The organism is Lysinibacillus sp. NPDC094403 (genome assembly GCF_050278745.1).
Lineage (GTDB): Bacteria > Bacillota > Bacilli > Bacillales_A > Planococcaceae > Lysinibacillus.
On record NZ_JBNNTL010000002.1, the window covers coordinates 61,998 to 80,399 of the forward strand.

Below are 18,402 nucleotides of genomic sequence, written 5' to 3' on the forward strand. Positions count from 1 at the left end.
AAAGAAAAATTAGAGTTGTAGTTGTGGTAATATCTGTATCTGGCGAGTTCCCTTTTCATAAACGTTGGAGAATTTTCTAGAGTAAATTCCCTCCATATCTGAATACTTCGTTACCTCTCCAATTTACTTACTTAAAAGTATCGTTATTCCATATGTTAATTCTTTATAAATGTTGATATAACAATAAAAAAAGCAGTCCAGAACGCTATGCGAATTAGTCTGCTAATTAATACTCTATTTATAATGTTTCTCTACATTATCGGAACCAGTTACAATTTGGATGCAGTCTTATTTTTTTCTAATCAGTGTATCCACAAGAGGGATTCCAAACACAACAACAAAAATCGTTAGAATTAACATGGCTTGAAAAATAAAATACGCAACTTGATCGAACATCATATCACCCCTTCTTTTCTTGACAATTCCTACCTTATATTCTGTAATTATCCAGCTCCTATTGAAGAGTCAAACTAAACTAATAAAACACAAATCATTTGTGCTTTTTATAATATAGTTTACTTCATTACAACGTATGTATGCAGTCGATACTTTTTATATTTTGAGAACTTCAACAATAGGGCAGGATTGTTGAATAAGCATAAACAAGTACAGCAAACAAAACCGGATATGTTATTGTTAGCGAATGTAATGATTGGCGCTTTTTTTGCCATTCTTTGTAATACATTAATGAGCAACGCGATTCCAACAATCATGAAAACATTTGATGTTGGTGCGTCAAGTGCAATTTGGTTAACAACAGGCTATATGTTGGTGAGTGGGATTATTATTCCAACATCAGCATTTTTATTAAATAAGTTTTCAATTCGTAATCTATTCTTATGGAGTATGTCGTTATTTACAATTGGAACGATTTCGCTCCAAGCTTCAGTTTCCTTATTGCAGCACGTATTATTCAAGCGATGGGTGGAGCACTTTTATCACCATTGTTAATGAACTTGTTGTATACTTCATTTCCACCAGAAAAAAGAGGGAAATCGATGGGGTTCGTCGGGTTAATTTTGGTCTTTGCTCCAGCGATTGGACCTACTATTTCTGGACTTGTTTTAAAGGTAACGACGTGGGAATGGTTGTTCCACATGATTTGGCCGATTACTCTGATCATTACGCTTATCTCGTTTAAAATCATGAAAAAGGATAAAGAAACACAGCCTGGGTCTCTGGATGTGCTATCTGTAATCTTGAGTGCAATTGGTTTTGGTGGTATCATTTATGGCTTTAGTTCAGCAAGTAAAGAGGGTTGGGATTCAGCAGTAGTTATCATTTGTTTAATTGCAGGAGTTCTAGGAGTAGTGGCTTTAGTCATTCGTCAAAATTTCTTAGAGAAGCCTATGTTAAACTTTAAAATTTTCTTAAATCCGAAATATACGTTATCAATTATTGTGCTAATTACAACTATTTTCGGAATGTATTCCGTGATGATTCCAGTGCCCTTATTCATGCAAACTATTCAAGGAATGACGGCGCTAAAATCAGGATTAATTATGCTTCCTGGGGCATTGATTATGGGTATACTGTCACCGATTAACGGAAAGTTATTTGATCGTTTTGGAATGTGTCCGATGGTACTAATCGGTTTCCCTTTAATGATAATAGCATCTGTGATTTTAGGGAATTTAACATTAGGAACGGCTTCATGGATTATTAGTATCTCATGGTACAGCGATGAACAGTACGTTAGGACAAACGATTGGAGCACTTACATCGAGTCTAATCATTACTTTAATATCGAATCGTACAGAACTTCATGCAAAAGAAATGATTGAAGGGCATAAAGCTTCGATGAATGGAATGTCTGCGGATGCACTTCAACAGCTGAAACAAACGATATCAACCGAAGCCTTTATTGCAGGAAACAATGACACTTTCATGTTTTCAATCGTGATTGCAGTTATTGGTTTAGTATTGGACTTATTCTTGAAAAGTAAAAAAAGAATGGATATTTCTAAATAACACATAAATAGAAGGTTAGTTTAATAGTTTAGAGTTTTTTGTAAATTTGAAAATCCTAAGAAAATTACAAAACGTATGTACTTAAGTGAGTGGGAGCAATTAATTATGGATAGCTAGTGTATCTTTAAAACAAAATTTAACCGTTTGTAAGAAAGTTGTACCGTTTATAAAAAAGATGAACTGTTTTTTAGAACTTAGAATGATAATTTAAAAAAGTTTGAACAAAAATCCTGTTATATGCAGGATTTTTCCTTATTCAGCAATCGGGCCATTTAATTGAATAAGACTATACAAAAAGTCGCTTTCCCTTACGTAAGGAAAGCGACTTTTTAGATTGATTTTCCGGTCCTTATTATCAAGATTTCTACTTTTGTAAACGCAATTTCCTAATACTACTTCGGAAAGAAATACTTAGTCTACATTTTATTAATGTTTTTTTAATAATCATGAATTATAGTACAGATACAATACAAGTCAAAGGGGTGTAATTATGGAGAAAATGTTCATTTTGCTGGCAATTGTTTCATTTCTACTGTCTGTTTCCTTTTTTATAATTGAGATAGTGAAACATGGATTTAAAAACAGTAATTTTAAACCAGCATTAATATTATTTGTTGTTTATATCATTAGCGTAATATCATTTTTAATTATATATAACAACTAGGAGTGAAGAAATGATAACTTTGAAAAACGTTTCATTAGATGTAAATGGAAATACTATTCTAAAAAGTATCAATCTTGAGTTGGAAAAAGGGAAAGTATATGGACTATTGGGACCAAATGGGGCAGGGAAAACTACGTTATTTAAAACGCTATTAAATACAATTAATTATAAAGGTGACATTCTCAAAAAACCGGATAACATAACAATTGGAAAGTTAATCGAATACCCTGCCTTTTACCCTAATTTAACCTGTATAGAAAATCTGAAATTACATGCATCATATGCCGATATTGTTCAGGATGATTCTAGCATAAATTACTTATTAAGGGTAGTCGGATTAATGGATGCTAAACAAAAGAAGTTTAAAGAATTATCCATGGGGATGAAACAACGATTGGGTGTGGCAAAAGCCCTAATGGGTAGTCCTGATTTATTACTGTTGGATGAGCCTACTAATGGGTTAGATCCTATGGGTATGAAGGATATGCGGGATCTTGTAGAAAAGAATCTTAAAAATAAAGACAGAATAATATTGATCTCGAGTCATAATTTAAATGAAGTTTCCTTGATTACAGACACTTTGTTATTCATGAGAAACGGAGAAAAAATCTTGGAAATTGACAATGAAGAAGATATATATATGTACGGAAAAGTACAGCACATAGAAAATAATGTTAAAAAAGATATTACATTACTTGAAGACAATAAAAAAGAAACCTATTTCATTGCAAGTGAAATTAAGTTTAATGATTTACTGGAAGATAAGGATTTTATATACAAGGACGTACAAAAACTTACTTTGGAGAACTTATATATCAAGTTGATGTCATCAGATTTAATTGAGGTGAAAAGACATGCTTAAGTTAATTAAAAATGAATGGATTAAAATAAAAAGCGAAAAAGCAATTCTGGTTATTGTGGTGCTTAGCCTGATTCCATTAATAATGAACTTTGCTAACTTTGCCATAAATAATGGAGATATAAGCCTTGATAGTGGTTTTTACTTCACCTACTATAATCAATATTTTATGATGTTGCCGATCATTTCAAGCGTGTTAATCTCCTATGTTTTTTATATTGAATTTAAGAACAAAACATATTTGGACTGGATAACTTATAATATCCCACGTTTTCGGTTACTTTTTTCCAAGATCTTTGTAAGCTTAATCATTATGTCAGTTATCTTTTTAATACAATTACTTATTTTATCTGTTTTTTATTTTTTTGTGGACGGTAGTATTAAAGATATACTGCAGTTGATTTATTCTTATACAACCCTGAACGCAATAGTTGTTACGACTATAATATTAACATTCTCCGTAATTATTCAATTATCCAAAAATGTAGTGGCAAGCATCTCTATTGGGATAGGGATTTCTTTATTGTCAATGATTCTAATGGCAGCACCTTTTTCATTTTTCATACCTACAGCATTCGGGTATAGACTTGGATTGCATATAATTGATAAAGAATTTTACTATGAAGGAGGTATGTCATCAATTATTATAGGTATAGGTTTGTTTATTCTAATAAATTCTATTATGCTGATTATAAATTTAAGAATAATATATAAAAAGAAGCTATAAAAAGGAGAAGAAACTTGGCCATGGAAGACACACTTAAAAAGTTAAACATTTTTGTGCTTGAGGATGATCCCACTATATCAAAGTTCTTACATGTATTTTTGAATGATTATTTTAATAAGGTTATTGTGAAAACGGATAATCGATTTAATTACTCAGATTTTGGCAATATAGATATATTTTTATTGGACATAGAAATACCATTTGATAATGGGTATGAGGTCTGTAAACGGATTAAAACGGTTTATCCTGAAAAGCCTGTTATTTTTCTTACAGCCCATAGTCAAATTGATGACAAAATCAAAGGGCTGGAGTTGGGAGATGACTTTATACCTAAACCGTTTGAACCGTTAGAACTTATTGCAAGGCTAAAAAACCTACTGCAAGCCAGGTATAGTAATCTTGTCTATATAAATGATTTAGTTGTCAATAAACAAGCACATATAATTTTAAACAGTGAAACAAGAACAGAAATACCTTTAAGCAAAACTGAAAAAAAATTATTCTTTTACCTATATGAAAACATTAATATTAGCTTGTCAAGGGAACAAATAATAAATCATATGTGGGAAGGAAACGATCAAAGTAATCAAGCAACTTCCTTAAACGTTTACATAAATAGTTTGAGAAATAAAGTGGATATTGAGGGCAAATTGATCCAAACCATCTATGGTTATGGCTATAAATTATCTGTACCAAAGGAATGATGTTATTGAATAAAAAGCTATATCTTTTCACGCTTATCTCGATTTTGTTCTTCCCAATTGCCCTTATGATATCGAACTACATTGTATTAGGTATCCATCTATTAAGTGATTATATAAATGGAACAGACACTCCTTTCATAGCAGATGAAAATTATATATACGTGTTCTCCATTTTTTTCGTTATGGTTTTATTATATGTTGCATTTCTTTCAAGAATTATAATTAATATTTCATCTGAAATAAGCCTTCTTTCAGATCTTATTAGAGATATAGCTAATGACCAAAACTATCCGGAACCGGTAAAGACTCAAATGTTAAAGAATATCGAAATGAAACACCTTGGTGAGTCGGTTAATATATTAATTAACAGTTTAAAGTATAATCAAGTTAAATATAAGGAATCGGAAGAACTAAGAAAAAGGTACTTAGATCAACTTGCACATGATATTAAAACACCACTATCTATAATTAAAATTAATTTATTTTACCTAAAAACTGGACAAAACACCGATGAAGCAATAAAAGAAATAAATAAAAATACAGATACTATATCTACCCTAAGTGATCGGATATATCACAAAAATTACTTGAACTCTGATTCAATAATTACCCACAGGTCACCAATTAACTTAGAAGAAACTATGAATCAGTTTATGGAGAAGTGGAAGAACGCTTTATATCATAAAAAAATAAAATATCTATCCAATATAGAACCTGATATTATTTGGACGTTGGATAAAGTATGGTTCGAAAGACTTTTCGATAATGTATTACAAAATGTTTTATATCATTCTGAAGCTAATCATTTAACAATAGAAGGTTCTAAAGAAGAAGGTAAACAGAAGCTGATTATAATGGATAATGGGATAGGCTTTAACCCAATGAAAAAACTTCAACAATCAAGTCGAAAAGGATTGAATATTATTAATGAGGTTCCTAAGTTATTAAATCTTCACATTTCAATAGAGAGCAATGAATTGGGTACAAAAATTATACTTACTCAAACAGATATTAGTAACTCATAAAAGGTTTTTTATAGTTACAGAAAAAGATATAGTTGTATCGCAAAACGGGCGCTTTCCTGGAAAAAGGGGAAGGCCCCTTTTCTAATTAACTGGTTAAAAAGACTTTAGAAATTATCAATATCTTAGCTTATTGAATAATCACTGTATGAAAAAGCCTCTCTCTGAACATAATAGAATATAGAATACTAGATTTAACCTTAGAAGGAGAGTGAAAGATAAATGTTATTATCCGAGGCGTGGAAAAAATACCAATAAGATAAAAAAATCGAGGGATATTCAACACTTACATTAAAAACATATTGTTTTCAATACAATCTTTTATTGCGGTTTTTTGGTGATATTGATATGAACGGATTTAGTACAGAAAAATTAAAAGAATACTTAATACAGTCAGGAAATCACTTAAAGCCTTCTAGTTTAGGGCATAGGATTCGTTGTGTTAAATCACTATTTAGATGGTCGCATGAAGAGGGATATATTCTAAAAAATCCTGCTGCTAAATTGAAAGAGCCGAAATTAGGTAAAAGAATTCCTAAGTTTCTCTCAGAATTAGAGATTGAACATCTAAGGGAAGCTTGCCAAACAACGATGGAAAATGCGCTATTTGAATTTATGTATTCAACCGGTTGCCGTATTGGGGAGGTAGTAAAATTAGATCGTGAAGATATTGATTTTCGAACAAATTCCGTCATTGTACAAGGGAAAGGTGATAAAGAAAGAGAAGTATACTTTAATACTCGCTGCTCCATTTGGTTAAAAAGGTATTTAGATGAACGAGAGGATGAAGATCCTTGTTTGTTTATTACGAACAGAAAGCCTAAAAGGCGTATGAGCATTGATAATTTAAGATATATTATTAAGCGCGTATCAAATCGGGCTGGAATAAAAAAGAGTATACATCCGCATCAATTACGACACAGCTATGCAACGCATATGATTAATAACGGTGCGCCAATAGATGTCATCCAAAGTTTACTTGGGCATGAAAAGAGTGAGACTATAAAGATATATGCTCAGTTAAGCGGAAAACTAAGACAAGATTATTACAGTAAATACTTTTAAAATTAAACTCTTAGTAATTCAAGACACCCATGTAAAAGTGCGTGTCTTTTCTGTTATAGGGCCATATTATTGAATAACAACCTTTTATGAAATGTTACCAAACGACGCTTTGGGCACTTTTTCATTATTCAACAATCGAGTCATTTTACGAAACAAAGGTTAGAAATCATAAGGGAAAAAGAGTTAGTATGAGTGAATATTTATATACCTTGTTTTTATAATTATGGAAATTATAGTTATAATGTTTTAGACTAGGTGTGGAAGTAGTTTGTCTTAGGAGAGGAGATAAAAAGATGATTGAATTACGAAAAATAGACGGGGATAACATAGATGAAGTAATAGCGCTTGATGTTGAAGAAAACCAGAAAGATTTTATACTAACTACTAACCTCAGATGCATTGCAGACGCTTATGTGTTGAACGAAAACGGCGAACCAGCTATCCCCTTCGCCATTTATGCTGATGGAGTTGTGGTAGGGTTTTTGATGTATTCTTATGATATATTGGATCATGAATCATTTGAAAATGAAGATTTTTACAGGAAGATGGGCTATTTTGTCAATCATATTATGATTGACAAGCGTTATCAAGGGAAACGGTATGGCAAGCTTGCCTTTGAAAAAATGTTGATGGATATTGAAGCGATGCCTTATGGCGAAGCAGAATATGTAGCACTCTTTTATCACACAAGTAATCTCACAGCTAAAACATTATACGCTTCATTTGGTTTTTCAGAAACAGGAATCGTTCAGGATAATTCGATGCTGGCGGTTAGAAATCTAGATGTGAAAATAACAGAAGCCGTAGTATATTAGGACCTCTTAGAAAGAGATGTAAGCTATCACGGCTTGACCTATAATAAACACTGATTTTGTTAGCTCTGTTCTAGCAAAAATATAATATTTATACCGCAATCAGGCACGATTGTTTAAGAAACGTTATTATTTTATTAAATTCAAAAATACTTTAGTTTATTAAAGATTTATAACGTATACATAAATAAACCGAATAACGTTCCCAAATGAAAGTTTGGAAACACATCAAAAAGGCACGAATGTTGTTAAATCAACGTTCGTGCCTTTTTACGAGGATTATTGTTTATACAGCTTTTTATGCAAAGCTATATAAACATAGCTACGATAGGACTTTTCGAGATTTTTCAGAGTGTGTTATCTGAATAAAAACCTGTATATAGAGAAGCTGTATACCAGCATTTTTTTTATCGTTCCTATACTTCAATTACAGGGGCTATACAATAATCGGGCGCCATTCTTGTATTCGAGAAGGTGTCCTTGTTGAATTGGACCAGTTCAAGTTTTTGAACAACACCTAGATATTTTTATTAAAGTTTAGAAAAGATATATGGTTGACACTATAGGATTACAAATGTAATATTTAATCATAGATTACATTCGTAATATTAAAGGAGGTGTAATTCCATAAGATGAGGGAATTACCTAAAATATCTGAGGCTGAATTGGAAGTTATGAAAGTCTTGTGGGTGGAATCGCCTCAAACAGCGAATGAAATCATTGAAAGGCTGGGGTCAACAACGGACTGGAAACCAAAAACCATTCGAACACTTATTAACAGATTAGTCCAAAAGGAAGCAGTTTCTTATCATCAGGAAAAAGGACGTTTGTATACATATTATCCTTTGGTGTCGCAGGAAAGTTATTTGCAAGTAGAAACAAAGTCTTTGCTGAAACGATTCTATGGCGCAGCCTTTAAACCTTTACTTGTAAATTTTTTGAAGGAAGAAAAGTTATCTTCAGAAGACATTAATGAACTCAAACGTATTCTCGATGAGAAGGCTGAAGAGAATCGGAGGAAGTGATAAGGAAAAATGATTGATATTGTTTTCTACACCTACCTGCCTCACCTTTTTGACTGGGTGATAGAAACGTCTATTATGGCAAGCATATTAGTGGGAGTCATCTTATGTGTCAAGGTATTACTGAGAAACCGTTTAACTCCAAGATGGCACTATCTACTATGGATGATTTTAATAGTGAGACTTATACTTCCCTGGTCACCAGGAAGTTCCTTTAGTGTTTATTCCATTCTATTAAATGGCTATGAATCAATTACTTCTGAACAAAACCAATCCATTAGCTCCTCAGAAAAAGAGCAGCTGCATGAAACAAACAATTTGTCTAATCTAAAGGTCGTTACAGATGACGAACGCTTTGATACTCCTACCTCACCAACGATAGTGGATAGCAAGAAAGAGACAATGAATAGTAATGGCAAACAAGAGGAAAAGCCACTTTCCATTCAAAGCATTGCCTTATACATTTGGTTAACAGGTGTAATTCTATTAGGTTTCACAACTTATCTTGCGAATAGACGATTACAGCACTATATAAAACAACAACCTGTTATAACAGATGAAAAGATTATCACCATTTTTGAAAACTGTAAGAAATCAATGTCTATTCAGCAGAATGTCCCTTTGCTTTTAGCTGGAAAAATCCCAAGTCCAACAGTGCTTGGATTCCTTCAACCAAGAATATTACTCTCAAGTGATCAAATCAATCTTCTCAATGAACAGCAACTACGACATATTTTCCATCATGAATTAGCTCACATAAAACGAAGAGACGTCGGTATTAATTGGCTTATGCATTTTTTACTAATCTTAAATTGGTTTAACCCGATTATTTGGGTTGCTTATATTTGTATGCGAGAGGATCAGGAACTTGCATGTGATGCGTACGCTCTCAGCTTTATGGAGGAAGAGGAAAAGGTACCATATGGATATACCATTATCAGTCTTTTAGAACACTATAGGAATTATTATCCGGTGCCCAGTTTAGCCAATTTAAGTAAAAATAAAAGAATATTAAAGAGGAGAATCCTTATGATTAAAAAATTCAAAAAGAAATCGTATCGCTGGTCAGCACTTGGTATCTTGGCGGTGGTTGCTGTTGCATCAGTTTCTTTACTGAATGCTAATGCAGATGGGTCGAGTGAAAAGCAAATAAAAGCGAACACAGATGGGAAAGCAAAAATAGAAACAAAAACGGAGACAACTGTATATACACCGCCAAAACATAAAGAAAATTATGATGAAATGACTGAAGAAGAGATTCTAACTAAAATGATTAACACGGTAGATTATTTTGAAACCGCAAGAGGTGAATATAAAATTCATTACGATTTTAGTCCTGGTTATGAGGTAGTTAAATATGCTATTAGTTTAAAAGAGGAACCAGGAGGATATGGTAAAATAACATTTAATACAGGTGAAATTTCTTCTCAAGAATTTTATAAAGATGGAACAGTGTGGTCCCTTAATGATTCAGCAAAAACCTATATAGAATCACAAGTAATGGGAATGGAAGAGAACTTAAAAAAAGGAATTACACTAACATTAGAACAAGCATTTTCAACTGCCCCTGATGGAAATCCCTTAACCATTTATAGAGAAAGATCCCCATTTGGCTTGGCAAATGCAACCTTATTTCCTTATGAGATTGCCTCTAACTATACAAGAGATTTAAGTAAATGGGAAATAGAGAATCAAAATGAAGAATTACTCGGTCATAACACGCTTGTAATAAAAGGGAATATAAACCATAGGGACGCCAGGTCATTCCGATTTTGGGTGGATAAAGATACAGGAATATTAGTGAAATATGAAACTTATGATGCTAAAGGAGAGCTCGTTGATTATCTGCATCCTACAAGCCTTGAAGTGAATGTTCCAATTGATACAAAGAGATTTACGCCGAATTTGAATGACTATAAAAAAGAAGAACTGTGGAATGGCCCAAAAATAATTACAGGAAATATCGATGAATACATTCCTGAAGAATTAAAGGAACAATGGGAGGAAGCTAAGAAGAAGCCAAACGAAACGACTATTTTACATCAGAATGATACATGGTATATCCATGCGAAAAAGGGATACTTAGTTGATACTATAGAAGTCAATGGTGAGGAAGGGACATTACTATTGGCTAAAGCTTCACCTCAAAAATCTCAATTTACTTTCCAAGCCTTTGCACAGGGATATAAAATAGATAGTCTTAAAATTGCTGAATAATTATTGGCATACGATACAAAACAATCAATTTTTTTAAATTCTTCAATCTTCTGCAATCGGGCGCGATTGTGGAGCAACACAGGTAGAAAATAATCAAACTTTTTTATAATAACCTAACTTAAAACTGCTAAAGAAGAATCCCTTTTGATCAAACTTTTTTCAAAAGGGATTCTTCTTATTTATCGCAAAATAAGAGTTTGCGAAGTATTTTTGCTCAAATTTTATCTCAAAGCAACAGCTAGGACACTATTTATTGAACTAAAGAGATGCCTTACTTCAAGATGGGATTCCACAGAGATCCCATCTTTTTCTTCTTAAAATACGAAGCAGGTTGGTGCAATAAGTGCAGTTTTTGGAATAGTGAAACGTAATGTTCTTTTTATTCGTATAGTTCATATGATATTAAAAATTATACGAATCGGAGGAGTTTATTTGAAAGCAATTGTATACACAAAATACGGTCCCCCGATGTTCTTCAACTGAAAGAAGTTGAAAAACCTGTTCCCAAGAAAAATGAAATTTTGATAAAAATAAAAGCGACGACTGTGCAGTAGCAGATATTCGGTCACGAAGTTTTACAGTTCCTCCTGCTTTTTGGTTGCCTGCCCGAATCACACTCGGTTTCAAACAACCCAAAAAAGAGATTTTAGGGATGGAGTTAGCTGGAGAAGTTGAAGCAGTAGGGACAAAGGTAAAAAAATTTAAGGTAGGTGATCAGGTTTTCGCGGCATCTCTGATGGGTTTTGGTGCTTATGCAGAATTTAAGTGTCTGCCAGAAGATGGCCCGGTATCTCTTAAACCCAACAATATAACTTTTGAGGAAGCTGCGGCCATTCCAATTGGGGCACGTACAGCCTTGTTTTTTCTTAGAAGAGCGAACATTCAAAGCGGACAAAAGGTCCTTGTTTATGGTGCTTCAGGAAGTGTAGGAAGTTATGCAGTACAAATTGCAAAGTTCCTAGGAGCAAATGTTACAGGGGTATGCAGTACCTCAAATTTAGAAATGGTAAAATCTCTAGGAGCCGACAAGGTAATTGATTACACTGTAGAAGATTTTTCAAGTACAGGAGAAACTTATGATGTGATTTTTGAAGCAGTAAACAAAAGTTCGTTCTCTGCTTGTATGAAGTCCTTAAGAAAGAGCGGTACCTATATAAATATCACTGAAGTGTTACCCGATATTCGAATGCTATGGACTAAATTGACAAGTAGGAAGAAACTGCTTTTGAGTAAAAATGCCCCTGAAACTCCCGAAGCATTAAACTTCCTTAAGGAACTTGTTGAAAAGGGAAAGTTAAAAGTGGTAATTGATAGGTCCTACGCATTTGAAGAGATTGTGGAAGCTCATCGGTATGTGGAGAAAGGGCACAAGAAAGGAAATGTCGTCATTAATGTGGAAGAAAACAAATAAATGAAAAACTAATGATTGAACGCCCTAGGCAATCAAATATCATGGGCTTGTAGTGTATATCATCATACCGGTACAAATAATATGAAGAAGTGTAATTCAACTAAAAACAGTGGCTTTTGTTGAATAAGGACCACTATAAATAATCACACATTTTGTAAAAATTGTATACCGATAATGCTAAAAAAGATTAGTTACTTTTTAATTCTAAAATTTAACTTCGAAGAATGAACCTAAGTGCCACGGCATCTAAAACAGTAGCGACTATTATCCCTATTGTGTATCGAACCAAATCCTCTACAAGAAAACCTTTCCCAAGTATCAAAGCACCGAGCGTTGTCCCGCGGATCTGATTAATCCAATCTTCCTGATATAACTGGCTAAATTCGATGCCGAAGCTAAACAAAAAACTGAGCCAAATGGCTGTGAGGGTGCTCTTACGCACTAGCAACAAACGAAATCCGAAATAGACCATCATAGCCCATAGCATGTCCCCAGCGTTCTGCGCAACAAATGACGGAAGTAGGATACTCCATTTTCTAGAAGCTAGGCCTAATAAAATGGTGATTACAATAGTTATCAAATAAGCTATTCGCATGTTACGGTATTGCAAGTTGCTAGGTTTATGCTCATTAGTCAATAGAATCACTCTTTCGGTATGTTGATATCATTCATTAATTTTCATTATGTCATAAATGGTGTCAGTAAGAATTTGTCTTTATAGACATTTGAATTGGTCAATTTGTATAAATACAAGAAAAGGTGAAACTAACTATAAAACATACAACCTTTATGAAGATAACTCAATTATTTATCGTAGTACTCTTCTTGCAAAAGTCCATATATTTCTAAATCCACTATACCTTTACCAGACCATAAAGTAGCTTGTCTTAAAAGTCCTTCTTTTAAAAAATCATTTTTCAGGAGCACCTTTTTAGATGCTTTATTTAATGGCATAACCTCAGCCTGTATGCGATTTATATTTACTTCCTCAAATAAAAATTTGACAAGTATTTTAACCGCATCCGTCGCAAGGCCCTTACCCCAATCGTCTTCTGCTAAAAAGTAACCAATCGTAACCATATTCACTTTTTGATTAAAATCCATTGCTTCTATAATGCCTACTAATTTATCGCTTTGAGACTTTTGAAAAATGCCCCATTTAACTCTGCTTTTCTTCTGATAATCCCTGTGGAAATGACCAATCATTTTACTCACTGTTTGGATATTATGTTTCGGGATTATCCCACAATATTCAAGGACTTTTTCATTATCATAGATAGCAAATACTTCCTGTAAATGTGCATCTTCAATTTTTTTTAACACAATATTTTGGGAGCTTAAGATTGGGAATTCTGCAAACACTTTTTCAATATTCATAGCATTCTCTCCTTATTTTTTATTAAGTTTTCTTTATTTGATCGGAATATAAATTTTCATTTTCATTGTATTTGGAAATATAGAATTTACTACGTCTGTAATCTCAAAGTCAGGGCCGTTATTTCTCTCGTAATTTGAATTTGGTAACCAAACCCCGTAAATATAACGTCGAGTATTTTGAACGGATTCTGCAGAGCCATCAATTTTAAATTCCGCATATTTTCCTTCGGGAATCTGAGTATTGACGAAGTTGTCATTTATAGAAATATCATATTTCTCTACTTCTTCGCCAACAATAAAGGAAAATCGTCCATCATCTTGAAATTGAGTAGAGACTCCGTAAGCCATATTCGGTGCTGTTTTGTTAGAAATACGCTCATAGTACTGATTTTTACCGAAATTAAAATAAAATTCAGGAATATCTATAAAATACTTTTCGTCTTGTAACGTAGTTTTGTATACATATCCTGTAATAAGCTTTTTTTTGAGGTAAACAATTTCAGGCTTGTTCATTGTTAATTCCCCCTTAATTTTATAATCCAAAAAGTTTATTTTTGTTTGAAGGGGAGTGGTATTTTTAACTTTCCGGTATTTCGAAGGAGTTACCCCGAAATAGTTTGCAAAAGCACGTGTAAATGCCTCTTGAGAACCGTATTGAAAACTAATTGCGATTTCTAATATGTTTTTTGATGTTGTTTCTAATAATAGGGCAGCTTCAGTTAGCCTTCGATTTCTAATATATTGTTGAACTGAAAATCCAGTAATTGCTTGAAAAAGCCTTTGGAAATGAAAAGCTGAAAAATAAGATGCTGATGATACTTTTGTAATTAATAATTCATTCTGTAAATGCTCTTCAATATATTCAATTGAGTTTTGAATCCTTTCATAATAATCCATACCATAGCCCCTCTCAATTGATAATAGTAAAGATAAACTATAATGTTTTTTGATAATTTGTGCTAATTCGTACATTATATTGTAGAAATGATTGGAAACCAATGTCTTTTTAGAAGGAGGTCTATAATAAATCATTCTAGGCATCTAAAGTTTGGAATGATAAAACGAATGCCTTATGTAAAGTTGATCGGAGTTAAGACTTGGCGACACCTTGAGCAACAGCAATAAAGGAACGAAGGCTAAAACCATCACGTCCTATGATAACGCCTTCGTGACCAACATCCTGATGCTAACGCTTCGCTTTCGCGTTGCCCCGACACCTCGAGGAAAGCGACTAGTCGGAAGGGAAATCAATCACACACTGTGGTGATTATTAAAATATAAATATATTGAACTACATTCCTTTGTTATGTATAATTTTACTATAATATACAGAAAGTGAGTGATTTAAGATGAAAGTCAGCTCTATTTTTCCAACAAACAAATATAAGGTGTGGAAGAAGTAAGTATAATAGATTCTTCTGCACGAAATCGGAGGAATTGACATGTATAGTAATTACGGACCTTTATGTACAGAACTTTATGATTTGACAAAACCAGTAGGATATTCTATTGGTGGAGATATTGAATATTATCTTGAACGCTTAAAAGGAACAAAGGGAAAAGTACTTGAAGCGGGAGTAGGCTCTGGACGCTTCTTAATTCCTTTACTTGAAAAAGGATATGATGTTGAGGGAATCGACTACTCACCTGAAATGTTAGATATATGCCGACAACGCTGTAAAGATAGAGAGTTCACGCCAAATTTATATGAAGGTAACTTGACCAGCTTTTCATTAGACTCAAAATATGAAGTGATTGTTATGCCGACAGGTTCGTTCTGTTTAATCGAGAATTCAAAAGAGGCGATGGATGCATTAAAATGTTTGTATAATCATTTAATACCTGGAGGCCGCCTAATTGTAGACTTGCTTTTACCTACAGACTGGCAAACAGGGGAGATTACTTCATCCTACTATGAAATTTCGCAAGAGGAAGGAATTTCATTAGAAAGAAAAGCCGTTGAAATGAACTGGGCCGATCAATATACGCTAACCGTTTTAAAATATGAAAAATGGAGAAATGGGAAATTAATAGACACAGAATTACAAAGATTCCCATTAAGGTGGTACGGAATAGAAGAATTCCAGCTCCTATTAACAAGCTTAGGTTTTTCGGATATTACTTGCTCCGCTGAATATGTTTATAATAAGAAGCCTTCAAAAGAACATTCACTAATTACATTTGAAGCTGTGCGTAAATAAATAAACCTGCTAGATTTTAGCTAAGAAAGTCGCTAAAAATCTAGCAGGTTTTGTTTTAATCATAATTCATTTTTTTGCTCCAAGCAGCACACTCGCTCATACCTTATCCAATGTTAAGTTATCGACTTCGTGTGCAGTTAATCGCTGAATGCTAAATTCATTCCAGATCGAGTCCTTTTCATTCAGCAATTCTTTTCCATCCCAAATGATGTCGTAAATGTCACCCTCATAAGCAATAGCTCGACCAAATGCAAATGAAATAAAATAGTCCTTCCAAGATTGGAAGAAATGGCTACCTGCATCTGCTGCTCTTGCAATATAGCCCCATGCCTGATCCTCTGTAATATAACCTAGTATGTAGCTCCATCTTGCAATATTTACAGCTCGGTCAAAATCCCAGGCAGCAATAGTGTCCACCTTGTCAAAATCGGATTTCGCAAAGGAAAGCTTTTTCATCATCGCTTCTTGTGCTGATTCATAGCATACCTGCGATTTTCCCACTTCCTCCTCTGTAAAAGACTGGCCTGCTTTCAACGCCATAAAAAGCTGATCATACCTCGTACGATGTCCTTCCGTAAGTAGCCATTCTAGGGTTTCTACAGCCTCTTCTGGATTACTAACGTCCCAGTATGAAGAAAGACCTTCCTTCAAAGTTTCATGATCTACTTTTACTGATAGGATCCGAGGCGACTCAGACCGATAAAGAGCGAGATTGGCACCGTAGGCAAGCAAATGCTGTTTCTCCTTCGGTAAAGGGTTAGCCATCTCCATGTCTACTCGCATTTTTTTATCATTCTTCTTAATTCGCTTGCTAGCTGTAATTAAACCTACAATAAGTAAAAACACAATCGCTACAATAATTCCTACAATGTACATAAAGGTCTCCAAACTATCACGTTCCTCTCCATGTTTTTATTTCGCGCAGTTTAAATCAGAATCATTCACTTTGAACAAAGGACAGTAAAATTATACATTTATAGGTAATAATAGACAATACGACTATTTTATTACTTGATAACGTAAGTGAAGATGACATTTGTAGGCGTATAGGCTTTGGTACGAGTGATTGAAAGGAACTAAAGAAAGGGGACATAAAGCGGGAGTTGATCTTAGGCGTTTCTAAAATCCTTACTTGAAAAGGGATATAATTTTGATTAATGCTGATAAATCTGTTCTGTTTAAAAGAGAATTCAAAAGATGCTAATAGTTAAACATATAGCTAGCGAACAGGGGAGATTATTACATCACTATCGAGTGAAGAAGGAATTGCATTAGAAAGTAAATCCATTGAAATAAACTATAACTGCTAGATTTTAGCTAAAAAAATCGTTAGTTTTGAATAATAATCCACTTTTTTCCTGCTTTATTTTTACTGTATAAAGGAAAAATATGATTGACTATAATTTAATGAAGGAAGAAGGGTTTTCCATGAATAAAGATATGAACTATGGAAGTGATTTTAAATATATTCCAGCAACATCTATTTGGAGTGGAGATGGTATTGAAGTATTAGCTGATTTATACCAACATACGATTCAAATTGTAAATATTGTGCTTTACGGTGAACCTCATAAAGGTGAATTTGTATTAGTGGATGCTGGTATGCCAAAAAGTGCACATAATATTATTTCAGTAGCAGAGAAGAGATTTGGACCAAATAGTCGACCTAAAGCATTAATTTTGACTAACGGTCACTTTGATCATGTTGGGGCGATAATTGATCTTATTGAACACTGGGGTATGCCAGTTTATGCCCATCCTTTAGAATTACCTTATTTGACTGGGGAAAAAAATTATCCTGAACCTGATCCTGTTGTAAATGGTGGCTTAATAGCCAAAATGTCATCCATTTTTCCGAATGAAGCTATTAACTTAGGAAACAACATTGAAGCGCTCCCGTCAGATGGCAGTGTTCCATTTATGCAAGGTTTTCGTTGGATTCATACTCCAGGTCATACGCTAGGGCATATATCTTTATTTCGCGAAGAGGATCGAGCGTTAATTGTTGGAGATGCATTTGGTACGGTTCAACAAGAGTCTCTCTACAAAGTGGTGCTACAAAAGAAGGAGATTAGTGGACCGCCACGATATTTCACAACGGATTGGCAGGCTGCTTGGGATTCCGTAAAAAAATTAGAGGCACTAAAACCTTCAGTTGCTATTACAGGACATGGATTACCAATGAAAGGGGAGGAGCTTACTAGAAATTTGCATAAGTTAGCGACTGAATTTGAGCAGATTGCTATACCTAATCATAGCAAATTCCTGAATTAACATATTAGAAGGTCTCTGTAGGACGAAGAAACAAAATAAAGTTATTCGTTCTAGATAAGATAAAAACTGCATCTCC

At 33.6% G+C, this 18,402-nt stretch carries 15 protein-coding genes and 2 pseudogenes; 13 read left to right on the forward strand and 4 right to left on the reverse strand.

Translation table 11 applies throughout. From position 1 onward, the window contains the following. Positions 1–687 precede the first annotated feature (687 nt). The 11 genes and pseudogenes from ACQKMV_RS04505 to ACQKMV_RS04555 all read left to right on the forward strand — a co-directional run bounded on the left by ACQKMV_RS04505 (position 688) and on the right by ACQKMV_RS04555 (position 12,474). Positions 688–1,784: pseudogene (locus ACQKMV_RS04505) on the forward strand (DHA2 family efflux MFS transporter permease subunit). A gap of 16 nt (positions 1,785–1,800) precedes the next feature. Further along, the gene (locus ACQKMV_RS04510; protein ID WP_427502561.1) at positions 1,801–1,971 is read left to right on the forward strand and encodes a hypothetical protein; all 171 of its coding nucleotides are present in this window, start codon (positions 1,801–1,803) and stop codon (positions 1,969–1,971) included. Positions 1,972–2,645: 674 nt separating this feature from the next. Next, entirely contained in the window at positions 2,646–3,497 is an 852-nt protein-coding gene (locus ACQKMV_RS04515) for an ABC transporter ATP-binding protein (RefSeq protein WP_427502562.1), read from the forward strand. Then, the gene (locus tag ACQKMV_RS04520; protein ID WP_427502563.1) at positions 3,490–4,221 is read left to right on the forward strand and encodes an ABC transporter permease; all 732 of its coding nucleotides are present in this window, start codon (positions 3,490–3,492) and stop codon (positions 4,219–4,221) included. The genes ACQKMV_RS04515 and ACQKMV_RS04520 overlap by 8 nt, the downstream gene beginning before the upstream one ends. A 20-nt stretch (positions 4,222–4,241) precedes the next feature. Beyond that, positions 4,242–4,925 carry a response regulator transcription factor gene (locus tag ACQKMV_RS04525; protein ID WP_427503087.1) on the forward strand — a complete coding sequence of 228 codons (684 nt, stop codon included), beginning with the start codon at positions 4,242–4,244 and terminating at the stop codon, positions 4,923–4,925. Between the two features lie 5 nt (positions 4,926–4,930). Then, positions 4,931–5,950, forward strand: a complete 1,020-nt coding sequence (locus ACQKMV_RS04530) for a sensor histidine kinase (RefSeq protein WP_427502564.1) — start codon at positions 4,931–4,933, stop codon at positions 5,948–5,950. A gap of 264 nt (positions 5,951–6,214) precedes the next feature. Next, on the forward strand, positions 6,215–7,012 hold the full coding sequence (locus tag ACQKMV_RS04535) for a tyrosine-type recombinase/integrase (protein ID WP_427503088.1): 798 nt from the start codon (positions 6,215–6,217) through the stop codon (positions 7,010–7,012). A 293-nt stretch (positions 7,013–7,305) separates the two neighbouring features. After that, entirely contained in the window at positions 7,306–7,827 is a 522-nt protein-coding gene (locus ACQKMV_RS04540; RefSeq protein ID WP_427502565.1) for a GNAT family N-acetyltransferase, read from the forward strand. A 629-nt stretch (positions 7,828–8,456) separates the two neighbouring features. Beyond that, positions 8,457–8,849, forward strand: coding sequence for a BlaI/MecI/CopY family transcriptional regulator (locus ACQKMV_RS04545; protein ID WP_427502566.1), 393 nt, complete (start codon positions 8,457–8,459; stop codon positions 8,847–8,849). A 9-nt stretch (positions 8,850–8,858) separates the two neighbouring features. Next, entirely contained in the window at positions 8,859–11,063 is a 2,205-nt protein-coding gene (locus ACQKMV_RS04550; protein WP_427502567.1) for a M56 family metallopeptidase, read from the forward strand. 432 nt (positions 11,064–11,495) lie between these two features. Next, positions 11,496–12,474: pseudogene (locus ACQKMV_RS04555) on the forward strand (NAD(P)-dependent alcohol dehydrogenase). Between the two features lie 211 nt (positions 12,475–12,685). Here ACQKMV_RS04555 and ACQKMV_RS04560 read toward each other — a convergent pair. The 3 genes from ACQKMV_RS04560 to ACQKMV_RS04570 all read right to left on the reverse strand — a co-directional run bounded on the left by ACQKMV_RS04560 (position 12,686) and on the right by ACQKMV_RS04570 (position 14,748). Beyond that, positions 12,686–13,069: a DUF2809 domain-containing protein gene (locus ACQKMV_RS04560; RefSeq protein WP_427503089.1), complete on the reverse strand. Its 384-nt coding sequence runs from the start codon at positions 13,067–13,069 to the stop codon at positions 12,686–12,688. 209 nt (positions 13,070–13,278) lie between these two features. Further along, positions 13,279–13,851, reverse strand: coding sequence for a GNAT family N-acetyltransferase (locus ACQKMV_RS04565; RefSeq protein ID WP_427502569.1), 573 nt, complete (start codon positions 13,849–13,851; stop codon positions 13,279–13,281). A 33-nt stretch (positions 13,852–13,884) separates the two neighbouring features. Then, positions 13,885–14,748, reverse strand: a complete 864-nt coding sequence (locus tag ACQKMV_RS04570) for an AraC family transcriptional regulator (RefSeq protein ID WP_427502570.1) — start codon at positions 14,746–14,748, stop codon at positions 13,885–13,887. Positions 14,749–15,293: 545 nt separating this feature from the next. On the opposite strand from ACQKMV_RS04570, the gene ACQKMV_RS04575 reads away from it, so the two are divergent. After that, entirely contained in the window at positions 15,294–16,052 is a 759-nt protein-coding gene (locus ACQKMV_RS04575; protein ID WP_427502571.1) for a class I SAM-dependent DNA methyltransferase, read from the forward strand. A gap of 96 nt (positions 16,053–16,148) precedes the next feature. On the opposite strand, the gene ACQKMV_RS04580 is transcribed toward ACQKMV_RS04575, so the two are convergent. Then, positions 16,149–16,928, reverse strand: a complete 780-nt coding sequence (locus tag ACQKMV_RS04580) for a DUF1266 domain-containing protein (protein ID WP_427502572.1) — start codon at positions 16,926–16,928, stop codon at positions 16,149–16,151. Between the two features lie 552 nt (positions 16,929–17,480). Here ACQKMV_RS04580 and ACQKMV_RS04585 point away from each other — a divergent pair. Then, positions 17,481–18,326 carry an MBL fold metallo-hydrolase gene (locus ACQKMV_RS04585; RefSeq protein WP_427502573.1) on the forward strand — a complete coding sequence of 282 codons (846 nt, stop codon included), beginning with the start codon at positions 17,481–17,483 and terminating at the stop codon, positions 18,324–18,326. Positions 18,327–18,402 lie beyond the last annotated feature (76 nt).